Source organism: Streptomyces sp. NBC_01723 (assembly GCF_036246005.1).
Taxonomy (GTDB): Bacteria; Actinomycetota; Actinomycetes; order Streptomycetales; family Streptomycetaceae; genus Streptomyces.
Genome location: NZ_CP109171.1, coordinates 2348504 through 2365521, shown reverse-complemented (window position 1 = coordinate 2365521; position 17018 = coordinate 2348504). Strand labels below are relative to the sequence as shown.

Here is a 17018-nt window from a genome sequence, read left to right as displayed (position 1 = left end):
CAGAAACGTTGACCGGGACCGGTCAGATCATGCGGAAGTGGCGGAGGCCCAGCCGACGAAGGTGGCGAACGTGGCGGGGGCGAGGGTGAGGAGATCGGGCCCGCGGGGGTCTTGGAATCGCGGACGGCGACGGTGGAAGGGCGGTCTCCGCTGCTTCGACACAGTTGCCACCCTGGTCGCTGCTGTAGCTGGACCTACGCCACTGGAGGCCCCGTCAGAGTCGAGTGTCGGGACGTCCACCGTGTCGAGCCGGTCGAGCAACGCCGGATCGCTTGGGCCGGATCGGCGTAACCGCGCTCCGGGTGGTGCCAGGCGGCACTCGCGGACGGCCGGCGGTTGACGGGCGGTGTCCTGCGGGACCTCTTCGCACCGCTCGACGAGGCGCAACGGGCGCAACTGCTTCAAGCGCTCCGGGATCTCACCGCGGCCGGGTAGGTGACAGGTCTGCCATCCGGGTCAGGCGCCGGGCGGTGTCCTCGTCGGCCGGCGTCATCACCGTCATCCGGTGTCCGGTGTCCGGGACATGGGTGGAGACGAAGTTCAGCTGGAGCTGCCCGACGAGAGGGGTGTCGAGGCGCTTCGTCTCGTACTGCTGGGGCAGCACGTCGTGCCGGGCCCACAGCCGGGCGAACTCCTCCGATCGCTCCCGGAGGTCGTCGACGACGCCGGCGGCGGCAGCGGCCCCGAGTTCGGTGCCGATCTCGGCGCGCATCCTCGCCACCATCCGGGCGGCGACCAGGTCGCCGTCGACATAGCGGCTGCGCCAGTCCGGGTCGGTGAAGAACTGCACCGCGCAGTTGCGCTCAGCGGGCGGGATGAGGTCCATGTCGGTGAAGAGGAACCGGTAGGCGCGGTTGTACGCCACCACGTCGAACAGCGGCGTCTGCAGGCACGCGGGGAACGGGTCGAGCTTGTCCAGGACGGGTTGGAACGCCGCGGTGAGCCCCGGATCGCCTTCGGCGGGCCCGTCCTTCGGCAGGCTCGATCCGGCGAGCCGGTACAGGTGCCGTTGCTCGGTGTCGTCGAGCTGCAGGACGCGGGCGACCGCCCGGAGGACCTGGGTGCTGACGTTGATCGGCCGGCCCTGTTCGAGCCAGGTGTACCAGGTGACGCCGACCCCGGCGAGGACGGCGACCTCCTCACGCCGCAGACCGGGCGTCCGCCGTCGCCCGGTGGACGGGAGGCCCGCCTGCTGCGGGGTCACGCGCTCGCGACGGCTGCGGAGGAAGTCACCCAGCTCGCGCCGGATCGCGGCGGGCCTGGACGCTGTCATGTCATCAGCCTGCCCTACGGAGAACCTGGCATCCAGGTGCTGGTCAGTACCCCCATAAACAGGCTCCTGGTGCCAGGATGAGCAGCCCTTCAGGGTCGAGGTCATGACGACATCCTCCGCACCGAAGAACGACCGCGCCGCGCCACCGCCTGCCCAGGCGCCATCGGGCCCGCCGCCTCCCGGGCTGGGGACGGGCCGGCTCCTGACCACGCTGTCGGCGCTGCTGCTGTCGGTGGTCAGCTTCTCCGCCGCGGGCATCGCCGTACCCGACATCGGCGCGTCCCTGGGGGCCACTGCCGCCGAGCAGTCTCTGGTGGTGTCGGTGTACGCGCTGGGGTTCGCCGTCCCGATGGTCCTGGGCGGCAGGCTCGGAGATCTGTACGGGCGACGCCTGCTCTTCCTGGCCGGCATGGCCGGCTTCACCCTGTTCTCCCTGGGTGCGGCGCTGGCCCCGAACATCACCGTGCTGATCGTCGCGCGGGCCCTCACCGGGATCTCCGCGGCGGCCATGGTCCCGCAGGTGCTGGCGACGATCACGGCGTCGACCCAGGGGTCCGAGCGCGCCCGTGCCGTGGCGCTGTTCGGTGCGACCGCGGGCGGTGCCACGGCGATCGGTCAGGTCCTCGGCGGCGTGCTGCTGTCCGCCCCGCTGCCCGGCGCTCCCTGGCGCATGGTCTTCGTGATGAGCGTGGTCATGGGCGTGCCGGCGTTCGGCGCGGCGCTGCGGTGGCTGCCCGACACCCGGGCGCCCGGTCACCGATCGCTCGACCTGACCGGGACCGCCCTGCTCGGGCTCGCCCTGCTGGCGCTCATGCTGCCGGTCTCCCAGGGCGACGCCCTGGGCTGGCCGGTCTGGTGCTGGGCACTGCTGGGGGCGACGCCGGTGCTCTTCGCGGCGTTCTGGCGGTGGCAGCTGCGGCTGCACCGCGGCGACCGCGTGCCGCTCGTGCCGCCGCCGCTGTTCCGGCTCAGGCCGTACCGGATCGGGCTGGTGATGGCGCTGCTGCTCCAGTCGGCGTTCGGTGCGTTCACGTTCCTCTACGCGATCTCCACACAGACCGGGCTCGGCTGGTCGCCCATGCACGCGGCCCTCGTGCTGCTGCCGTTCTCCCTGTGCTTCCTCACCGTGTCGGTCTGGTCGGGGAAGCTCGCGCCCCGCTTCGGGTTCCGCAGGCTCCTGGTCATCGGCGGAATCATTCAGGCCGCGCTGCTGAGCGGCACGGCCGGGTCCGTGTTCGTCCAGGGCTCGGGCCTGGACTCGTGGACGTTCGGCGCTCTGCTCGTCGGGGTCGGGGTCGGGCAGGCCTTCATGTTCGGGCCGCTCGTCGGAGCGATGATCGCGGAGGTCCCGCCGACGATGGCGGGAGCGGCGTCGGGCACGCTGCAGACCACCCAGCAAGCCGCCATGGGCCTCGGCGTCGCCGTCGCCGGCGGCCTGCTCGGTGCGGCCCTGTCCGGCTCGACCGCCCCGGCAGGTCAGGACTACACGACCGCGCTGGCGATCTGCATGCTCGTCCAGGCGGCCTGCGCCATCGCGTTCGCCCTGTGCGCGCTTGTCCTGCCCCGGCGCTAGGACAGGTCCTGGCTAGGTCAGGGACTCCTGCGACGGTACGACGACCCCGTACATGTCGGTGATGGTGGCGAGGGCGCTGTGGTGCACCTGACGGGCGTCGAGTTCGGTGTCCGCGACTGGCAGGGCGCGGGTGGCGCAGGCGTCGGCGACCACCGTGGGACGGTGGCCGCGCAGGAAGGCGCCCTGGGCGGTGAAGGCCACGCACATGTGCGTCATGAAGCCGATGACGACGAGGTCGTTGTGGCCGGCCGCGTCGACGTGCTCGCCGAGGTCCGTGCCGAAGAAGGAGTCCGGCGCCTTCTTGGTGACGACGGGTTCGCCGTCGGCCGGCGCGACGCTCGGGTGGATCTGCCCGATCTCGGCCCGGATGTCGTACGGGGTGCCCTCGCCGCCGTCGTGGACGACGTGGATGACCTTGGCGCCTTCCCGCCGGGCGCGGGCCAGCAGCCGGGCGCCGGCGTCGAGCGCGTCCTGCCAGCCGTCGAGTTCCATCACGCCGGTCGTGTAGGTGTTCTGGTAGTCGACGAGGACCAGCGTGGAGTCGGCGAGCCTGGCGGGGGTGTCGTCGAGCCCGCTGAGTCGGCGCAGCGTGGTTCTGGGCATGGGAACTCCCTGGGGTCGGTGGTCGGGACGGGGTGCCTGGTCGACCTGTGCCTGTGACGCTATGGCCGGTCACGTCATGTCGGCAATGTCGTCTAACCTGCAGATACCGACATGGCGTGTGATCCGCGGGAGGCACCGTGAACTCCGTAGGACGACTGATCGTCGTCGTCCTCTTCGAGGGCGTCGACCTGCTGGACGTCACCGGACCGCCGGAGGTGTTCTCCCTCGCGCGGCGCGAGACGGAGGACGCGGCGGGGTACGAGGTGGTCCTCGCCGCCGGGACCACGGACCCGGTCACCACCGCCGCAGGGGTCCGCGTCCTGCCCGACGCCACTTTCGAGGCGATGTCCACGCGGCGTATCGACACCCTGATCGTGCCCGGCGCGGTCGAGATCGACGACCGACGCAGGGTCCGGGCGCTCACCGACCCGGCGGTGGTCGAGTGGGTGAGGAGGCTCGCGGAACGGACCCGGCGGGTCACGTCGGTCTGCGTCGGAGCCCACATCCTCGCGGCCGCCGGACTCCTCGACGGCAAGCGGGCCACGACGCACTGGTCGACCGCGCGGCAACTCGCGGACGACCACCCGGCGGTCGAGGTCGACGCCGACCCGATCTTCGTCCGCGAGGGCGACGTGTGGACCGGCGCGGGCATCAGCTCCTGCCTCGACCTGTCCCTCGCCCTGGTCGCCGACGACCTCGGCGAGGCGGTGGCGCTGCGCGTGGCCCGGCAGTTGGTGATGTACCTGAAGCGGCCGAGCGGGCAGAGCCAGTTCAGCGTCCCGCTGGAGCAGGTCTCCACGACCCGGCGCGTCGAGGAGCTGCGCCACCACATCATGCGCAACCTCGCCGAACCGCTCACCGTCGCCGACCTCGCCGCCCGCCTCCACGTCAGCGACCGCCAGCTCACCCGCATCTTCAAGACCGAACTCGGCACGACCCCGCACGCCTACATCGAGTCCGCCCGCGTCGAGGCGGCCCGCCACCAGCTCGAATCCACCGACGCCACCCTGGACCGCCTCGCCACCACCTGCGGCTTCGGCACCGTCGACACCCTGATCAGAGCCTTCCGCCGCCGACTCGACACGACCCCGACGGAGTACCGGCGCAGGTTCCGGACGGGGCTCGGCTGAGTGACGCCGATCAGCAGAGTTCCCTGGGCCCGTAGTGCGCGTGTTCCGCTCCTGCCGCCAAGGCCCAGTAGCGGTCCCCGTACGACCAGTGCCACCACTCCGTCGGATAGTTGACCAGGCCGGCGGTGGTGAGTGCGGTGCCGAGAAGGGTGCGGTGGGAGCGGGCCTCGGCGCTGATGTTGCCGGCGTGCGTGTAACAGGCGCCCGCGCTCTCCTCCGGGGTCGCGTTCATCCGCGTACCCAGGTCCAGTTCGCGGCCCTCGGCGTCCGCGAGCGTCAGGTCGACGGCCGCGCCCGCGCTGTGGGGTGCTGTCTCGGGCGGGGAGACGTAGCGGCTGGCCGCCGAGCGGAGCTGGTCAGGGGACCACTGCGGGTGTTCGGTGCGGAGCCGGGACGCGTACTCGTCGAAGTAGCGACGTTGGAGGGCGGGCGGACGGTACCCCTCGACGAAGAGCAGTTGCAGTCCCGGCGGGAGCTGTGCCTGGGCTTCGAGGAGCCGGGTGAGCACCCCCTCCCGCAGGTGGAAGCAGACGCCCGCGGAGTCCTGCCACTCGCGCCGGTCGACCAGCAGAGCGCCACCCCGCCGCACATCCACGAGCGGTTCGCCGCACTCCTGTACCGACACGGCGGCTATCCTCGGGTCGGACATCAGAACGATCTCGGTCATGGCGTGATCGTCTCGCAACTCGGTTGCCTGTCGGTCAGCTCGACCGCGGACGCAGAGGTGGGGGACGAGGAGAGCGCGGTCATGGGGCGCAGGCTCCGGGAGGCGTTCGCCCGGCAGCAGGATGACGCCGCGTGATCCTTCACCACCTGGTCCTCGACACGCCCACGCTGGTGGCGCTGTCGGGTAATCGGCAGGTGTCCGCGCTGATCCACCGGGCCTACTACGAGACGGAGACCCGCTTGTGGGTGCCGGCCCCGTGCGTCCTGGATGCGGAGCGGGAGCTTCTCGGGAACTGGATCTCAACCGCTGAGGTCCAGGCGTCACCCTTTACGTGGGGCCGTTCGCCTTCTCGGGGTCTTCGAAGGTGATCGGGGCCTCGAAGGCCGCTCTGCGGGTGGCGCGGCGCAGGGCTCTGAGGATCGGGGCGCCCAGGGTGAGGGTCAGGACGACCGTCATCGCCGCGCGGCCGCCGTCCCAGCCCAGCGACGTGGCCAGGCAGTAGGCGAGGAAGCGGGCCAGGTTGGAGGCGACCGACGCGTCCGGGTCGAAGGCGATGTTCGAGGCGAGGGTGTTCATGAAGGTCCAGCCCGCCAGGTTCATCACCGTGCCGTAGGCGAAGGCGGCCAGGAAGCCGTAGGCGGCCAGCATGAGCAGCTCCGCCCGGCCGCGCAGGCGGTCGGGGCCGGGCAGCAGGCCCGCGCCCATCGTGAACCAGCCCATCGCCAGCATCTGGAACGGCATCCACGGCCCCACCCCGCCGGTGAGCAGCGCGGACGCGAACATCGTGACCGAGCCGAGGACGAAGCCGAAGCCGGGGCCGAGGACCCGGCCGCTGAGGACCATGAGGAAGAACATCGGTTCCAGGCCCGCCGTCCCCGCGCCGATGGGGCGCAGGGCCGCGCCCGCCGCCGCCAGGACGCCGAGCATCGCCACGGCCTTCGGGCCCAGGCCCGACTCCGAGATCGTCGCCGCCACCACGGCCACCAGCAGCACCAGCAGGCCCGCGAACAGCCACGGCGCGTCCTGGGCGTGCGCGTTGAGGGAGGCGTCCGGCGGGGCCAGGAAGGGCCAGCCGAATCCGGCCACGCCCACCGCGCTGACCAGGATCAGTGCGGTGACCGAGCGCGGGCCCAGGCGGACGGCGCGGGCCTGGCGGTCGGGAGGAGTGACAGGGGGCCCGGTCATGCCAGGGCCTCCCGTACCTGCGCGACCGTGAGCCACTTGCGCGGCGCCAGCACCTTCGCCACCTGCGGCGCGAAGGACGGGGAGGCCACCACCACGTCCGCCGCCGGGCCGTCGGCGATCACCTCGCCCTCGGCGAGCAGCACCACCCGGTGGGCCAGCTCGGCGGCCAGCTCCACGTCGTGCGTGGCCAGCACGATCGCGTGCCCCTCGGCCGCCAGGCCGCGCAGGATGCCGGCCAGCCGGGCCTTCGCCGCGTAGTCCAGGCCGCGCGTCGGCTCGTCCAGCAGGAGGAGGGGAGGGCGGGCCGTCAGGACCACGGACAGCGCGAGGGTGAGGCGCTGTCCCTCCGAGAGGTCGCGGGGGTGGGCGTCGTCCGTGACGCCGGGGAGCAGTTCGGTCAGCAGGGCGCGGCAGGTGCCGGGCGCCGCGTCCGCGTCCCGGTCGGCGGCCGCGCACTCGCCGGCGACCGTGTCGGCGTACAGCAGGTCCCGCGGCTCCTGGGGGACCAGGCCGACGCGGCGTACGAGGTCGCGGGGGGCCGTGCGGTGCGGCACGGCGTCGCCCGCCCGGACCGTGCCGGAGGACGGTGCGACGAGGCCGACGAGCGCCGAGAGGAGCGTCGACTTGCCCGCGCCGTTGCGGCCCATCAGGGCGACGGTCTCGCCGGGGGAGACGGTCAGGTCGACGTGGCGCAGGGCCTGGACGCGGTCGCGGCGCACGGCGAGGGAGCGGACCTCGGCGGCGTACGGGGCCGCGGGCGGGGCGGCGGTCGGCTGCGGGGCCTTGGCGCCGAGGAGTCGCCGGCGACGGGGGGCGGCGCCGAGGGCGGGCGGTGCGGGCAGGACGGCCGCCGGCGGAGTGTGCTCCGGGATCCGGCGGTCGGCGAGCCGTTCCCGCAGCGGGGCCGCGCGGCGGCGGGCGTCGCGGATCGTCAGCGGCAGCGGGGACCAGCCGGCCAGCCTGCCGAGACCCACCACCGGCGGATACACCGGGGACACGGCCATCACGTCCGCGGGGGCGCCGAGCACCGGCGCGGCACCCGGGGCGGGGAGCAGCACGACCTGGTCGGCGTACTGGATGACCCGCTCCAGGCGGTGCTCGGCCATCAGGACCGTCGTACCGAGGTCGTGCACGAGGCGCTGGAGGACGGCCAGGACCTCCTCGGCGGCGGCGGGGTCCAGAGCGGACGTCGGCTCGTCCAGGACCAGCACGTCGGGATGCGGGGTGAGTACCGAGCCGATGGCGACCCGCTGCTGCTGGCCGCCGGAGAGCGTGGCGATGGGCCGGGCGCGGAGGTCGGAGAGGCCCAGGAGGTCGAGGGTCTCCTCGACCCGGCGGCGCATCACGTCGGGGGCCAGGCCCAGCGACTCCATGCCGTAGGCCAGCTCGTCCTCGACGGTGTCCGTCACGAAGTGGGAGAGCGGGTCCTGGCCCACCGTGCCGACCACGTCGGCCAGTTCACGCGGCTTGTGGGTGCGGGTGTCGCGGCCGGCCACGGTGACCCGTCCGCGCAGCGTGCCGCCGGTGAAGTGCGGGACGAGGCCGCCGACCGCGCCGAGGACGGTGGACTTGCCGACGCCGGACGGGCCCGCGAGGAGGACCAGTTCGCCCTCCGGGACCTCGAAGTCCACTCCCTGGACGGCTGGTCGGTTCGTTCCGTCGTACGTGACCGACACGTTCTCGAAGCGGATCACGACGGCTCCTTCGCGGCGGTCTCGGGTGCGGGGGTGATGAACGCCGGGAGCAGGCCGACGAGGATCGCGGCGGCCGGCCACAGCGGGAGCGACGGCGCGACCAGCGGGACCACGCCCGGGTGCAGCGCCGCCGGGTCGCGGGCGGCGGCGAGGAACAGCGCCGCCGCGACCGCCACGCCGGAGCCGGTCACCAGCCAGGCGCGGGCGTCCCAGCGGTCCGGGCGGTAGCGGGTGCGGACCGTGCGGCGTCCGCCGAGCCACAGGCCCGCGAGCGCGGCGGCGAGGCCGACGACGAGGACGGGGATGCCGTACGTGCCGCCCGCGGCGGTCAGCAGCCCGTACGTTCCCGCGCAGACGCCGAGCAGGCCGCCCAGGGTGAGGGCGGCGGTGGTACGGCGGACGGCGGTGGGGACCCGGGCGGTACGGCCGTAGCCGCGGGCGTCCATCGCGGCGGCGAGGGCGACGGAGCGCTCCAGGGCGCCCTCCAGTACCGGGAGTCCGACCTGGAGCAGGCCGCGTACCCCGTTGTCGGGGCGGCCCCGGAGGCGGCGGGCGGCGCGCAGGCGCTGGACGTCGGCGATGAGGTTCGGCGCGAAGGTGAGGGCGACGACGACGGCGACGCCCATCTCGTACAGGGCGCCGGGGAGGGACTTGAGGAGGCGGGAGGGGTTGGCGAGGGCGTTCGCGGCACCGACGCAGATGAGGAGCGTGGCGAGCTTCATCGCGTCGTACAGGGCGAAGGCGAGGCCCTCGGCGGTGACCCGGCCGCCCAGGCGGATGCCCTGCGCCCAGTCGGGGAGGGGGACTTCGGGGAGCGTGACGAGGGTGTGGGTGCCGGGGATGGGGGAGCCGAGGACCGTGGTGAAGAGGAGGCGGATGACGAGGACGGCCAGGGCGAGCTTGACGAAGGCGCCGTAGGAACGGGACCAGGGGGCGTGGGGGCGGCGGGAGATCACGACGTAGGCGGAGACGGCGATGAGGAGGGCGAGGAGGAGGGGGTTGGTGGTGCGGGTGGCGGCCGTACCGAGGGCCAACGCCCAGAGCCACCAGGCGCCGGGGTGGAGGGGGGCGGTGCGCTGGTGGCGGGGGGTGGGTGCGCTGGACCGCGCTTGCGGGGTGCCGCCTCTCTGCGGGACGGTCGCCGCCCCAGCGGCACGACTGCCCGCGGACGGCTCGGCGGGTTGCCCGTTACGGGGCATTCCTGCGCCGCCTCGCCTGCCAGGCTGTTGCTCCGGCCAGGACCGCCACCACCGCGATGCCCGCGATCAGGCCGACGGACGGGCCGTCGGTGTCGTCGTCCTGGGCGGTCCGCTGGTCCGGCGGCTCGGTGGCCGTCGGGTCGGCCTCCTGCGAGACCTGCTCGCCGCAGCCCGCCTTCGGGTAGCCGCCGATCGCGCACAGCAGCGCGCTGGTGTTGTAGCGGAGCGGGCCCGCGACGTCGGCCAGGGCGTCGGCCGTCGTGGCGTCCGGAGCGACCTGCGCGCAGGCCGTGCGCCGGGCCGGCGGGGTATCGCCGGACGGCGCGTCGGCCGCCGTACCGAAGTCGAGGACGAGGGCGACCCGCTTGCTGCCGTCCTCGGCCGGGGTCTTCGCGCAGATCGACGCGAACTCCGCGGCGCCGCGCGGCTTGGCCGCGTCGTCCGAGTTCGCGCTCACCGCGAAGCGGAAGCCCTGGACGTCGCCGTCCGAGGGACGGGTGAGGGACGGGCCCTGGGTGGCGTAGACCCACTGGTCGCCGTCGCGGTCCCAGAAGGACCAGTAGCGGTACCCGGCGGCCTGCGCCTGGCCCGCGCTCCCGATCAGCAGGAACGCGGCCAGGAAGAGGAGGACGACGCGGCGGGTCACGGCTGCCGCTTCTTGTTGCGGCCGCTGAGCAGGAAGCCGATGCCGATGCCGAAGACCAGGCAGACGCCGACGAACCACCAGACGCCGAAGCCGGAGTCGTCGTTGTTCTCGTTCTCGTCCGCGGCCTGGTCGCTCGCCGTGGCGGAGTCGCCGGCCTTCGCTCCCTGGGGGGCCGGCCCCGTCGCGTTGAGCCCCTCCACCAGGTCCGTGCCGCCGAAGTCGCGCGGATCGGTGCCCGTGGCGTGGGCGGCGAAGATCAGCTGGGCGTAGGCGGACGGGCCGCTCTCCTCCGCCCACTTCGCGGCGTTCTTCTCCAGCCAGGCCAGCGGCTCGGCCGCCTTGTCCGCGCCGTCCTGCGCGGCGAGCGCGACGACCGCGTCGGCGGTGTTGCCGTAGTCGGGCTGGTCGGGGGAGCCGCCGAGGGCGGACTTGAGGTGGCCGTCCTCGGCGACGGCGCCGGCGAGGTACGCCGCGCCGTTCGCGGCGGCCTGCGCACGGTCGGGCTCGTCGGCGCAGGTGGCGGCGGCCGCCTTCTTACCGGGCCCGGTGACCAGGCCCTTGCCGAGCGAGCCGAGGACGCCCGCGGCAGTGGCGTCGGCGTTGGGGAGCAGCTTGCCGTCCTTGTCGGGCTGGAAGGCGAAGGCGCCGTCGTCCTTGGCGCAGGGGAGGGCGAACGTCAGCAGGGCGTCGTACGGGGACTTGCCGCCCTTGGTGACCTTCGTGGGGTCGGTGTCCGTGGCGGTCAGGGCGCCGATGACGAGGGAGGTGGAGTTCGCGTCGCTGGGTCCGCCGGGGGAGTAGCCCCAGCCGCCGTCCTTGTTCTGCACGGACTTCAGCCAGTCGAGGGCGTCCTCGACGACGTCACCGTGTCCGCCGACGGCCCACAGTGCCTGGACCGCGGCGGCGGTCTGGTTGGTGTCGACCATGGTCTTGGCGTCGCACGCCTTGGCGGGGTCGGCGCGGTACGGGGCGAAGGAGCCGTTCGCGCACTGCTGGCCGGTGAGCCACTCCACGGCCTTCGGCGACGGGATCACGCCCGCGGTGTCCTGCGCGAGCAGCGCGAAGGACTGGCGCCAGACGCCGTCGAACTGGGGGTCGCCGGTGCCGAACAGGGCCGCCGGCTTGGACGCGGAGGCGGACGGTGAGGGGTCGGCGGCGACCGCGGGCGCGGCGGCGGCGCCGATCACTGCTGCGGCGGCCAGGACCGCGGCGCTGCCTCGACGGCGGACGTTCATGATCGGCGGGTGCCTTTCCCTGTGCGGGACCGGGCAGCACGGGGCACCCCCGGCGGCTCGGCCCCGTATGCCTCGACGGTGCCCGTGCTCCGGCGGGCGCCGGGCACGTGAGCCGGTCACGTCCGCGCGGGGCATTCCGGCTGACCGTCCGCGGAGGTCCCTGGGCGGGCGCGGGCGGTTCACGGTTGCGGGTCAGCGCCGGAATTGCACCGGCTTCCCCCCGTACGGGTGATGACGACGCCGCCACTTTACCCGCCCGGGGCGCGCGGGCCGAGGGGCGGCCGGGGGAGCGGGGGCGGGTGCGCGGGGTCGGGGTGTTCGGCCCCCGCCGCGCCGGCCGGTGGTGCGCAGGTCGAGCCGGCGTCACACGTGCGCCGCCGCCCGCCCCGGTCCGGTCTCCGTCAGGTCGAGCAGGCGGCAGACCGTTTCGATGTCCACGCGGACCTGGGTGAGCGAGGCGCGGCCGGCGAGCCAGGTGATCAGGGTGGAGAGCCAGGTGTGTTCGATGACGCGGACCGCGGAGAGCTGGGCGGGCGTCGCGTTCTCCATGCCGCCGATCGCGTCCAGGATGATCGCGGTGGTCTGCCGGGAGACCTGGTCGACCTCCGGGGAGACGCTGCGGTCGGCGAAGGTCAGGGCGCGGGCCATCGCCTCGGCCAGCCGGGGTTCGCGTTGCAGCGCGCCGAAGGCCCGCATCAGGGTCTGGGCCACCCGGTCGCCGGCCGTGTCGCCGGCCGGCGGGCTCTTGCGCAGAGTGCCGTGCAGCCGCTCCAACTGGTCGTGCATGGTGGCGACCAGCAGATGCACCTTGGACGGGAAGTACCGGTACAGCGTGCCGAGGGCCACCTGCGACGACTCCGCGACCTCGCGCATCTGCACGGCCTCGAAGCCGCCCCGGCAGGCCAGCTGGGCGGTCGCGCGCAGGATGCGGCGGCGGCGCTCCCGCTGTCGCTCGGTGAGCGGCGGGGAGGGGGAGAGGTGCTGCGGAGCAATTGATTCCGCTTCCGGGTTGTCCACCTTGGTCACCTTCTCCCCGTCGTCCGTCCGGCACGGTGGCCCGGCGGAGCGCCGTGCCGTGGCGTGAATCACCTGATCCACTCGTCCCAGCTCCGCTACCTGCCGGTAGATTCGGAGCCTCTGACGATCAAGTCTGAAACTTGTTCTAGATTAACGTCCCGGCGTAGTGTCGCGGGACAGTGCAGTGAGAAGGGGGCCCGGGAGTGACCGCTGAGGCCAGTGGGACGGGTCCCCGTCCGGAGCCCGCCGCCGACGGCTTGCGACCGCTCCGCATCGCCCTCCTCACCTACAAGGGGAACCCGTTCTGCGGCGGCCAGGGCGTCTACGTCCGCCACCTCTCGCGCGAACTGGCCCGCCTCGGCCACCGGGTCGAGGTCGTCGGCGCCCAGCCCTATCCGGTCCTGGACGAGGACCCCGCGGCCGGCGACCGGCTCTCCCTCACCGAGCTGCCCAGTCTCGACCTGTACCGCCAGCCCGACCCCTTCCGCACCCCGGGCCGCGGCGAGTACCGCGACTGGATCGACGCGGTCGAGGTCGGCACGATGTGGACCGGCGGATTCCCGGAGCCGCTGACGTTCTCGCTGCGCGCCCGCCGCCATCTGCGCGCCCGCCGCGGCGACTTCGACGTCGTGCACGACAACCAGACGCTGGGGTACGGACTGCTCGGCGACGTCGGCGCGCCCCTCGTCACCACCATCCACCACCCCATCACCGTCGACCGGCAACTGGAACTCGACGCCGCCGACGGCTGGAAGCGCCGGTACTCCGTGCGCCGCTGGTACGCCTTCACCCGCATGCAGAAGCGCGTCGCGCGCCGCCTGCCCTCCGTGCTCACCGTATCCGGCACCTCCCGCCAGGAGATCGTCGACCACCTCGGCGTACGGGACGACCGGATCCACGTCGTCCACATCGGCGCCGACACCGACCTGTTCTCGCCCGACCCGTCGGTGCCCCGGGTGCCGGGCCGGATCGTGACCACGTCCAGCGCGGACGTGCCGCTCAAGGGCCTGGTCTTCCTCGTCGAGGCGCTCGCGAAGGTCCGCACCGAACACCCGCGGGCGCACCTCGTCGTCGTCGGCAAGCGACCCGCGGAGGGACCCGTCGCCCAGGCGATCGAGCGGTACGGCCTCGAAGGCGCCGTCGAGTTCGTCAAGGGCATCTCCGACGCCGAACTCGTCGACCTGGTGCGGTCGGCGGAGGTGGCGTGCGTGCCGTCGCTGTACGAGGGCTTCTCGCTGCCGGCCGCCGAGGCGATGGCGACGGGCACGGCGCTGCTGGCCACCACCGGCGGGGCCGTCCCGGAGGTCGCGGGACCCGACGGGGAGACCTGCCTCGCGGTGCCGCCGGGCGACGCGGACGCGCTGGCCGCCGGCCTGAACCGGCTGCTCGGCGACCGGGAACTGCGGGTGCGCCTCGGCGCGGCCGGACGCGAGCGCGTGCTGCGGCACTTCACCTGGGCCCGCGCCGCCGAGGGCACGGTCGCCCGCTACCGCGAGGCCGTCGGCCCCGACCGGGCCACCCCGGCGCCCGCCCCCGCGACCCCGACCACCACCAGTGACACCGGCGTCTACCCCGAAAGCAGGGCCACGTGCTGACCGTCGACTTCTCCCGGTTCCCGCTCGCCCCCGGCGACCGCGTACTGGACCTCGGCTGCGGCGCCGGCCGGCACGCGTTCGAGTGCTATCGGCGCGGGGCCCGGGTCGTCGCGCTGGACCGGAACGCCGAGGAAATCCGCGAGGTCGCCAAGTGGTTCGCGGCGATGGAGGAGGCCGGCGAGGCCCCGGCCGGCGCCACCGCCACCGCGATGGAGGGCGACGCGCTGGCCCTGCCCTTCCCCGACGAGTCGTTCGACGTGGTCATCATCTCCGAGGTGATGGAGCACATCCACGACGACAAGGGTGTCCTCGCCGAGATGGTCCGGGTGCTCAGGCCCGGCGGCCGCATCGCCGTCACCGTCCCGCGCTACGGCCCCGAGAAGGTCTGCTGGACGCTGTCCGACGCCTACCACGAGGTCGAGGGCGGCCACATCCGCATCTACAAGGCCGACCAGCTGCTCGCCCGCATCCGCGAGGCGGGGCTGCGGCCGTACGGCAGCCATCACGCGCACGCGCTGCACTCGCCGTACTGGTGGCTGAAGTGCGCGTTCGGCGTCGACAACGACAAGGCGCTGCCGGTGCGGGCGTACCACAAGCTGCTGGTCTGGGACATCATGAAGAAGCCGCTGGCGACGCGGGTCGCCGAGCAGGCGCTGAACCCGCTGATCGGCAAGAGCTTCGTGGCGTACGCGACCAAGCCGCACCTGCCGCCGGTGGACGCCGCGTGACATCGCCCCGCGGTCCTCGCACGCCCCGCACCGAGCACCTCGTCCTGCCCGGCGTCCTCACCGACGCCGAGGCCGCCGGGACCGTCCGCGGCATCCTCGCCGTGCAGCGCGAGGACGGGGCGATCCCGTGGTTCCGCGGGCACCACCTCGACCCCTGGGACCACGTCGAGGCGGCGATGGCCCTGGACGCGGCCGACGAGCACGAGGCCGCCGAGCGGGCGTACGCGTGGCTGGCCCGGCACCAGAACGCGGACGGCTCCTGGTACGCCGCCTACGCCGACGGGGACTTCGCCGACGTCACCGACCGGGGCCGGGAGACCAACTTCGTCGCCTACGTCGCCGTCGGCGTCTGGCACCACTACCTCGCCACCGGCGACGACACGTTCCTGGAGCGGATGTGGCCCGTCGTCCACGCGGCGGTCGAGTTCGTGCTGCGGCTCCAGCAGCCCGGCGGGCAGATCGGCTGGCGGCGCGACGAGGACGGCACGGCCACCAAGGACGCGCTGCTGACCGGCAGCTCCTCCGTCCACCACGCGCTGCGCTGCGCGCTCGCGATCGCCGAGCAGCGTGAGGAGCCTCAGCCCGACTGGGAGTTGGCGGCGGGCGCGCTGCGGCACGCCATCCGGCGGCACCCGGAGCGGTTCCTGGACAAGGGCCGGTACTCGATGGACTGGTACTACCCGGTGCTGGGCGGCGCGCTGACCGGCACGGAGGCCAGGTCCCGCATCAAGGAGAGCTGGGACCGCTTCGTCGTCCCCGGCCTCGGCGTGCGCTGCGTCGTCCCCAACCCGTGGGTCACGGGCGGCGAGTCGGCCGAACTCGCCCTCGCCCTGTGGGCGGTGGGCGAGTCCGACCACGCCCTGGAGATCCTCCAGTCCATCCAGCACCTGCGCGACCCCGAGAGCGGCCTCTACTGGACGGGCTACGTCTTCGAGGACCAGGCCGTCTGGCCCCGCGAACTCACCACCTGGACGGCCGGCTCCCTGCTCCTGGCCGTCGCAGCCCTCGGCGGCCACGAGGCCACCTGCCAGGTCTTCTCCGGCGACCACCTGCCGAGGGGGCTGGACCCGGACTGCTGCGTCTGAGCACGGTGCGGCACCACACCCGGTCGGGTTCTCGTCGAAGACGAACGCTCAGCGGCGGCCGACGCGGTTGGCGATGGCGTGGCCGATGAAGAGGTAGACCACGGCGGCCAGGCCGTAGCCGGCGACCACGCGGGCCCAGTCCTCGTCGAAGGTGAAGAGGTCACGCGACCAGCCGGCCAGCCAGTTGGCAGCGTCATGGACGAACTGGACCAGGTCGTTGGCCCGGTTGGCGTCCAACAGGTACATCAGAATCCACAGGCCGAGGATGAAGGCCATGATGTCGGCGACGACGGCTATGGCCCTGCCCGCGGAACTGGAACCGTGAGATCTAGACATGCCTTGCGTATGGCCCCGGAAGCCCGGCGGAAACCTACGACGACGGCCCTCCGTCCGGAAGCGGGTCCGGAGGGAGGGCCGTTGAGGTGCGGGTGATGCGGGCGGGTCAGCCGCGCTGGATGCCCGACGTGTCCTGGAGGACGCCGCGGCGGCCGTCCTGCGTCTGCGCGACCAGGTTGGCACCGCGCTGCTCGACGGCCAGGTACCAGGTGCCCGGCGCCAGCTCGGCGATCGGCGTGGGCGAGCCGTCCTCCGCGAACAGCGGACGCGGCACCGGCACGGCGAACCAGAACGGGGAGAAGTCCCCGGCCGGCTGCGCCTGCGCCTGGGCCTGCTGCGGGGCCTGGGGCTGCGGCTGGGCCTGACCCGGCTGCGGCTGACCGCCGAAGGGCTGACCCGGCTGACCCGGCTGACCGGGCTGGCCCGGCTGGCCGCCGTACGGCTGCTGCTGCGCGCCGGGGTAGCCGTAACCACCCTGCGGCTGGCCGCCGTAGGGCTGCGGTGCCGCCGGACGCGCGGCCGGGATCAGGGCGCCCTTGAGGGCGGGGAGCAGCGGCGTGGCCACCGCAGCGGCGGCCATGACCAGCGTGGCGATGAGGGCGAGGATCAGGCCCAGGCCCGCCCCGAACTCGTCGACGATGCCACCCTCGCCGTCGAAGGCGCCCGCCGGGTCGAAGATGTTGCCGAGCGCGCTCCAGGCCGCGAAGACCGTGAAGGCGATGCCGAACTGGCCGAGGTCGAGGCCGGCCACCTTCTTGGGCTGCGGCATCGCGCGGGCCACCACGATGAGCGCGGCGCCGATGACCCCCGCCAGGACGACACCGAGCACGACCGGCCCACTGCCCCACAGGCTGGGGATGTCGGCGCTGTCCGGGGCACCGTCGAACGAGTAGATGTCGAGGAACGACGCGATCAACAGCAGAACCGCTGCTCCGATCACCACGCCGTCGCCTCGAGTGAGGGAGCGGATATTCACTTCAGGTCCTTCGTAGGTCGTCTCGTCGTCAATAGAGGCGTCGCTGTCACGATGTCGCCGAAAGGTTCCGGTGTGA

17 protein-coding genes, 1 pseudogene and 1 riboswitch are annotated in these 17018 nt (G+C 73.4%); of the genes and pseudogenes, 6 read left to right on the top strand and 12 right to left on the bottom strand.

Annotation, left to right across the window (positions count from 1 at the left end; translation table 11 throughout):
• Nucleotides 1-22: 22 nt before the first annotated feature.
• Together OIE75_RS11095 and OIE75_RS11090 are read right to left on the bottom strand one after the other, a co-directional pair.
• A pseudogene (locus OIE75_RS11095) lies at nucleotides 23-178 on the bottom strand (hypothetical protein); the annotation flags it as partial.
• Between the two features lie 240 nt (nucleotides 179-418).
• Nucleotides 419-1273, bottom strand: coding sequence for a helix-turn-helix transcriptional regulator (locus OIE75_RS11090; protein ID WP_329470573.1), 855 nt, complete (start codon nucleotides 1271-1273; stop codon nucleotides 419-421).
• Nucleotides 1274-1376: 103 nt separating this feature from the next.
• On the opposite strand from OIE75_RS11090, the gene OIE75_RS11085 reads away from it, so the two are divergent.
• On the top strand, nucleotides 1377-2846 hold the full coding sequence (locus OIE75_RS11085; protein ID WP_329470572.1) for an MFS transporter: 1470 nt from the start codon (nucleotides 1377-1379) through the stop codon (nucleotides 2844-2846).
• 12 nt (nucleotides 2847-2858) lie between these two features.
• Here the strand turns inward: OIE75_RS11085 and OIE75_RS11080 are convergent, their stop codons facing one another.
• Entirely contained in the window at nucleotides 2859-3449 is a 591-nt protein-coding gene (locus OIE75_RS11080; RefSeq protein WP_307011708.1) for a cysteine hydrolase family protein, read from the bottom strand.
• 137 nt (nucleotides 3450-3586) lie between these two features.
• On the opposite strand from OIE75_RS11080, the gene OIE75_RS11075 reads away from it, so the two are divergent.
• Complete coding sequence (locus OIE75_RS11075) at nucleotides 3587-4579, top strand: GlxA family transcriptional regulator (RefSeq protein ID WP_307011707.1); 993 nt, start codon at nucleotides 3587-3589, stop codon at nucleotides 4577-4579.
• A 10-nt stretch (nucleotides 4580-4589) separates the two neighbouring features.
• Here OIE75_RS11075 and OIE75_RS11070 read toward each other — a convergent pair whose 3' ends face one another.
• Nucleotides 4590-5246, bottom strand: coding sequence for a M15 family metallopeptidase (locus tag OIE75_RS11070; RefSeq protein ID WP_329470570.1), 657 nt, complete (start codon nucleotides 5244-5246; stop codon nucleotides 4590-4592).
• A gap of 3 nt (nucleotides 5247-5249) precedes the next feature.
• Between OIE75_RS11070 and OIE75_RS11065 the strand changes: the two genes are divergently transcribed.
• The gene (locus OIE75_RS11065) at nucleotides 5250-5381 is read left to right on the top strand and encodes a hypothetical protein (protein WP_307011703.1); all 132 of its coding nucleotides are present in this window, start codon (nucleotides 5250-5252) and stop codon (nucleotides 5379-5381) included.
• Between the two features lie 192 nt (nucleotides 5382-5573).
• Here the strand turns inward: OIE75_RS11065 and OIE75_RS11060 are convergent, their stop codons facing one another.
• The 6 genes from OIE75_RS11060 to OIE75_RS11035 form a co-directional block, all read right to left on the bottom strand.
• Nucleotides 5574-6431 carry an ECF transporter S component gene (locus OIE75_RS11060; RefSeq protein ID WP_329470569.1) on the bottom strand — a complete coding sequence of 286 codons (858 nt, stop codon included), beginning with the start codon at nucleotides 6429-6431 and terminating at the stop codon, nucleotides 5574-5576.
• A complete protein-coding gene (locus tag OIE75_RS11055; protein WP_329470567.1) occupies nucleotides 6428-8125 on the bottom strand; it encodes an ABC transporter ATP-binding protein in 1698 nt (565 codons plus the stop codon). The genes OIE75_RS11060 and OIE75_RS11055 overlap by 4 nt, the downstream gene beginning before the upstream one ends.
• Entirely contained in the window at nucleotides 8122-9324 is a 1203-nt protein-coding gene (locus tag OIE75_RS11050) for an energy-coupling factor transporter transmembrane component T (protein WP_329470565.1), read from the bottom strand. Before OIE75_RS11050 ends, OIE75_RS11055 begins: the two co-directional genes overlap by 4 nt.
• Nucleotides 9314-9970, bottom strand: coding sequence for an SCO2322 family protein (locus OIE75_RS11045; protein ID WP_329470563.1), 657 nt, complete (start codon nucleotides 9968-9970; stop codon nucleotides 9314-9316). The genes OIE75_RS11050 and OIE75_RS11045 overlap by 11 nt, the downstream gene beginning before the upstream one ends.
• Nucleotides 9967-11205, bottom strand: a complete 1239-nt coding sequence (locus OIE75_RS11040) for a prenyltransferase/squalene oxidase repeat-containing protein (RefSeq protein WP_329470561.1) — start codon at nucleotides 11203-11205, stop codon at nucleotides 9967-9969. The genes OIE75_RS11045 and OIE75_RS11040 overlap by 4 nt, the downstream gene beginning before the upstream one ends.
• A gap of 155 nt (nucleotides 11206-11360) precedes the next feature.
• Nucleotides 11361-11424: riboswitch (cobalamin riboswitch) on the bottom strand.
• Between the two features lie 144 nt (nucleotides 11425-11568).
• Nucleotides 11569-12231, bottom strand: a complete 663-nt coding sequence (locus OIE75_RS11035; protein ID WP_307011693.1) for a TetR family transcriptional regulator — start codon at nucleotides 12229-12231, stop codon at nucleotides 11569-11571.
• A 194-nt stretch (nucleotides 12232-12425) separates the two neighbouring features.
• On the opposite strand from OIE75_RS11035, the gene OIE75_RS11030 reads away from it, so the two are divergent.
• Genes OIE75_RS11030 through OIE75_RS11020 form a run of 3 tightly spaced genes read left to right on the top strand, consistent with a single transcriptional unit; the run spans nucleotide 12426 to nucleotide 15630 of the window.
• Nucleotides 12426-13817, top strand: coding sequence for a glycosyltransferase family 4 protein (locus OIE75_RS11030; protein WP_329470560.1), 1392 nt, complete (start codon nucleotides 12426-12428; stop codon nucleotides 13815-13817).
• Nucleotides 13811-14545 (top strand): class I SAM-dependent methyltransferase, encoded by a 735-nt coding sequence (locus tag OIE75_RS11025; protein WP_114532740.1) that lies wholly within the window; start codon nucleotides 13811-13813, stop codon nucleotides 14543-14545. The genes OIE75_RS11030 and OIE75_RS11025 overlap by 7 nt, the downstream gene beginning before the upstream one ends.
• Nucleotides 14542-15630: a prenyltransferase/squalene oxidase repeat-containing protein gene (locus OIE75_RS11020; protein ID WP_329470557.1), complete on the top strand. Its 1089-nt coding sequence runs from the start codon at nucleotides 14542-14544 to the stop codon at nucleotides 15628-15630. Before OIE75_RS11025 ends, OIE75_RS11020 begins: the two co-directional genes overlap by 4 nt.
• A gap of 48 nt (nucleotides 15631-15678) precedes the next feature.
• On the opposite strand, the gene OIE75_RS11015 is transcribed toward OIE75_RS11020, so the two are convergent.
• Both OIE75_RS11015 and OIE75_RS11010 read right to left on the bottom strand, forming a co-directional pair.
• Entirely contained in the window at nucleotides 15679-15966 is a 288-nt protein-coding gene (locus OIE75_RS11015) for a hypothetical protein (protein WP_122620370.1), read from the bottom strand.
• A gap of 106 nt (nucleotides 15967-16072) precedes the next feature.
• Nucleotides 16073-16942 carry a hypothetical protein gene (locus tag OIE75_RS11010; RefSeq protein ID WP_329470555.1) on the bottom strand — a complete coding sequence of 290 codons (870 nt, stop codon included), beginning with the start codon at nucleotides 16940-16942 and terminating at the stop codon, nucleotides 16073-16075.
• Nucleotides 16943-17018 lie beyond the last annotated feature (76 nt).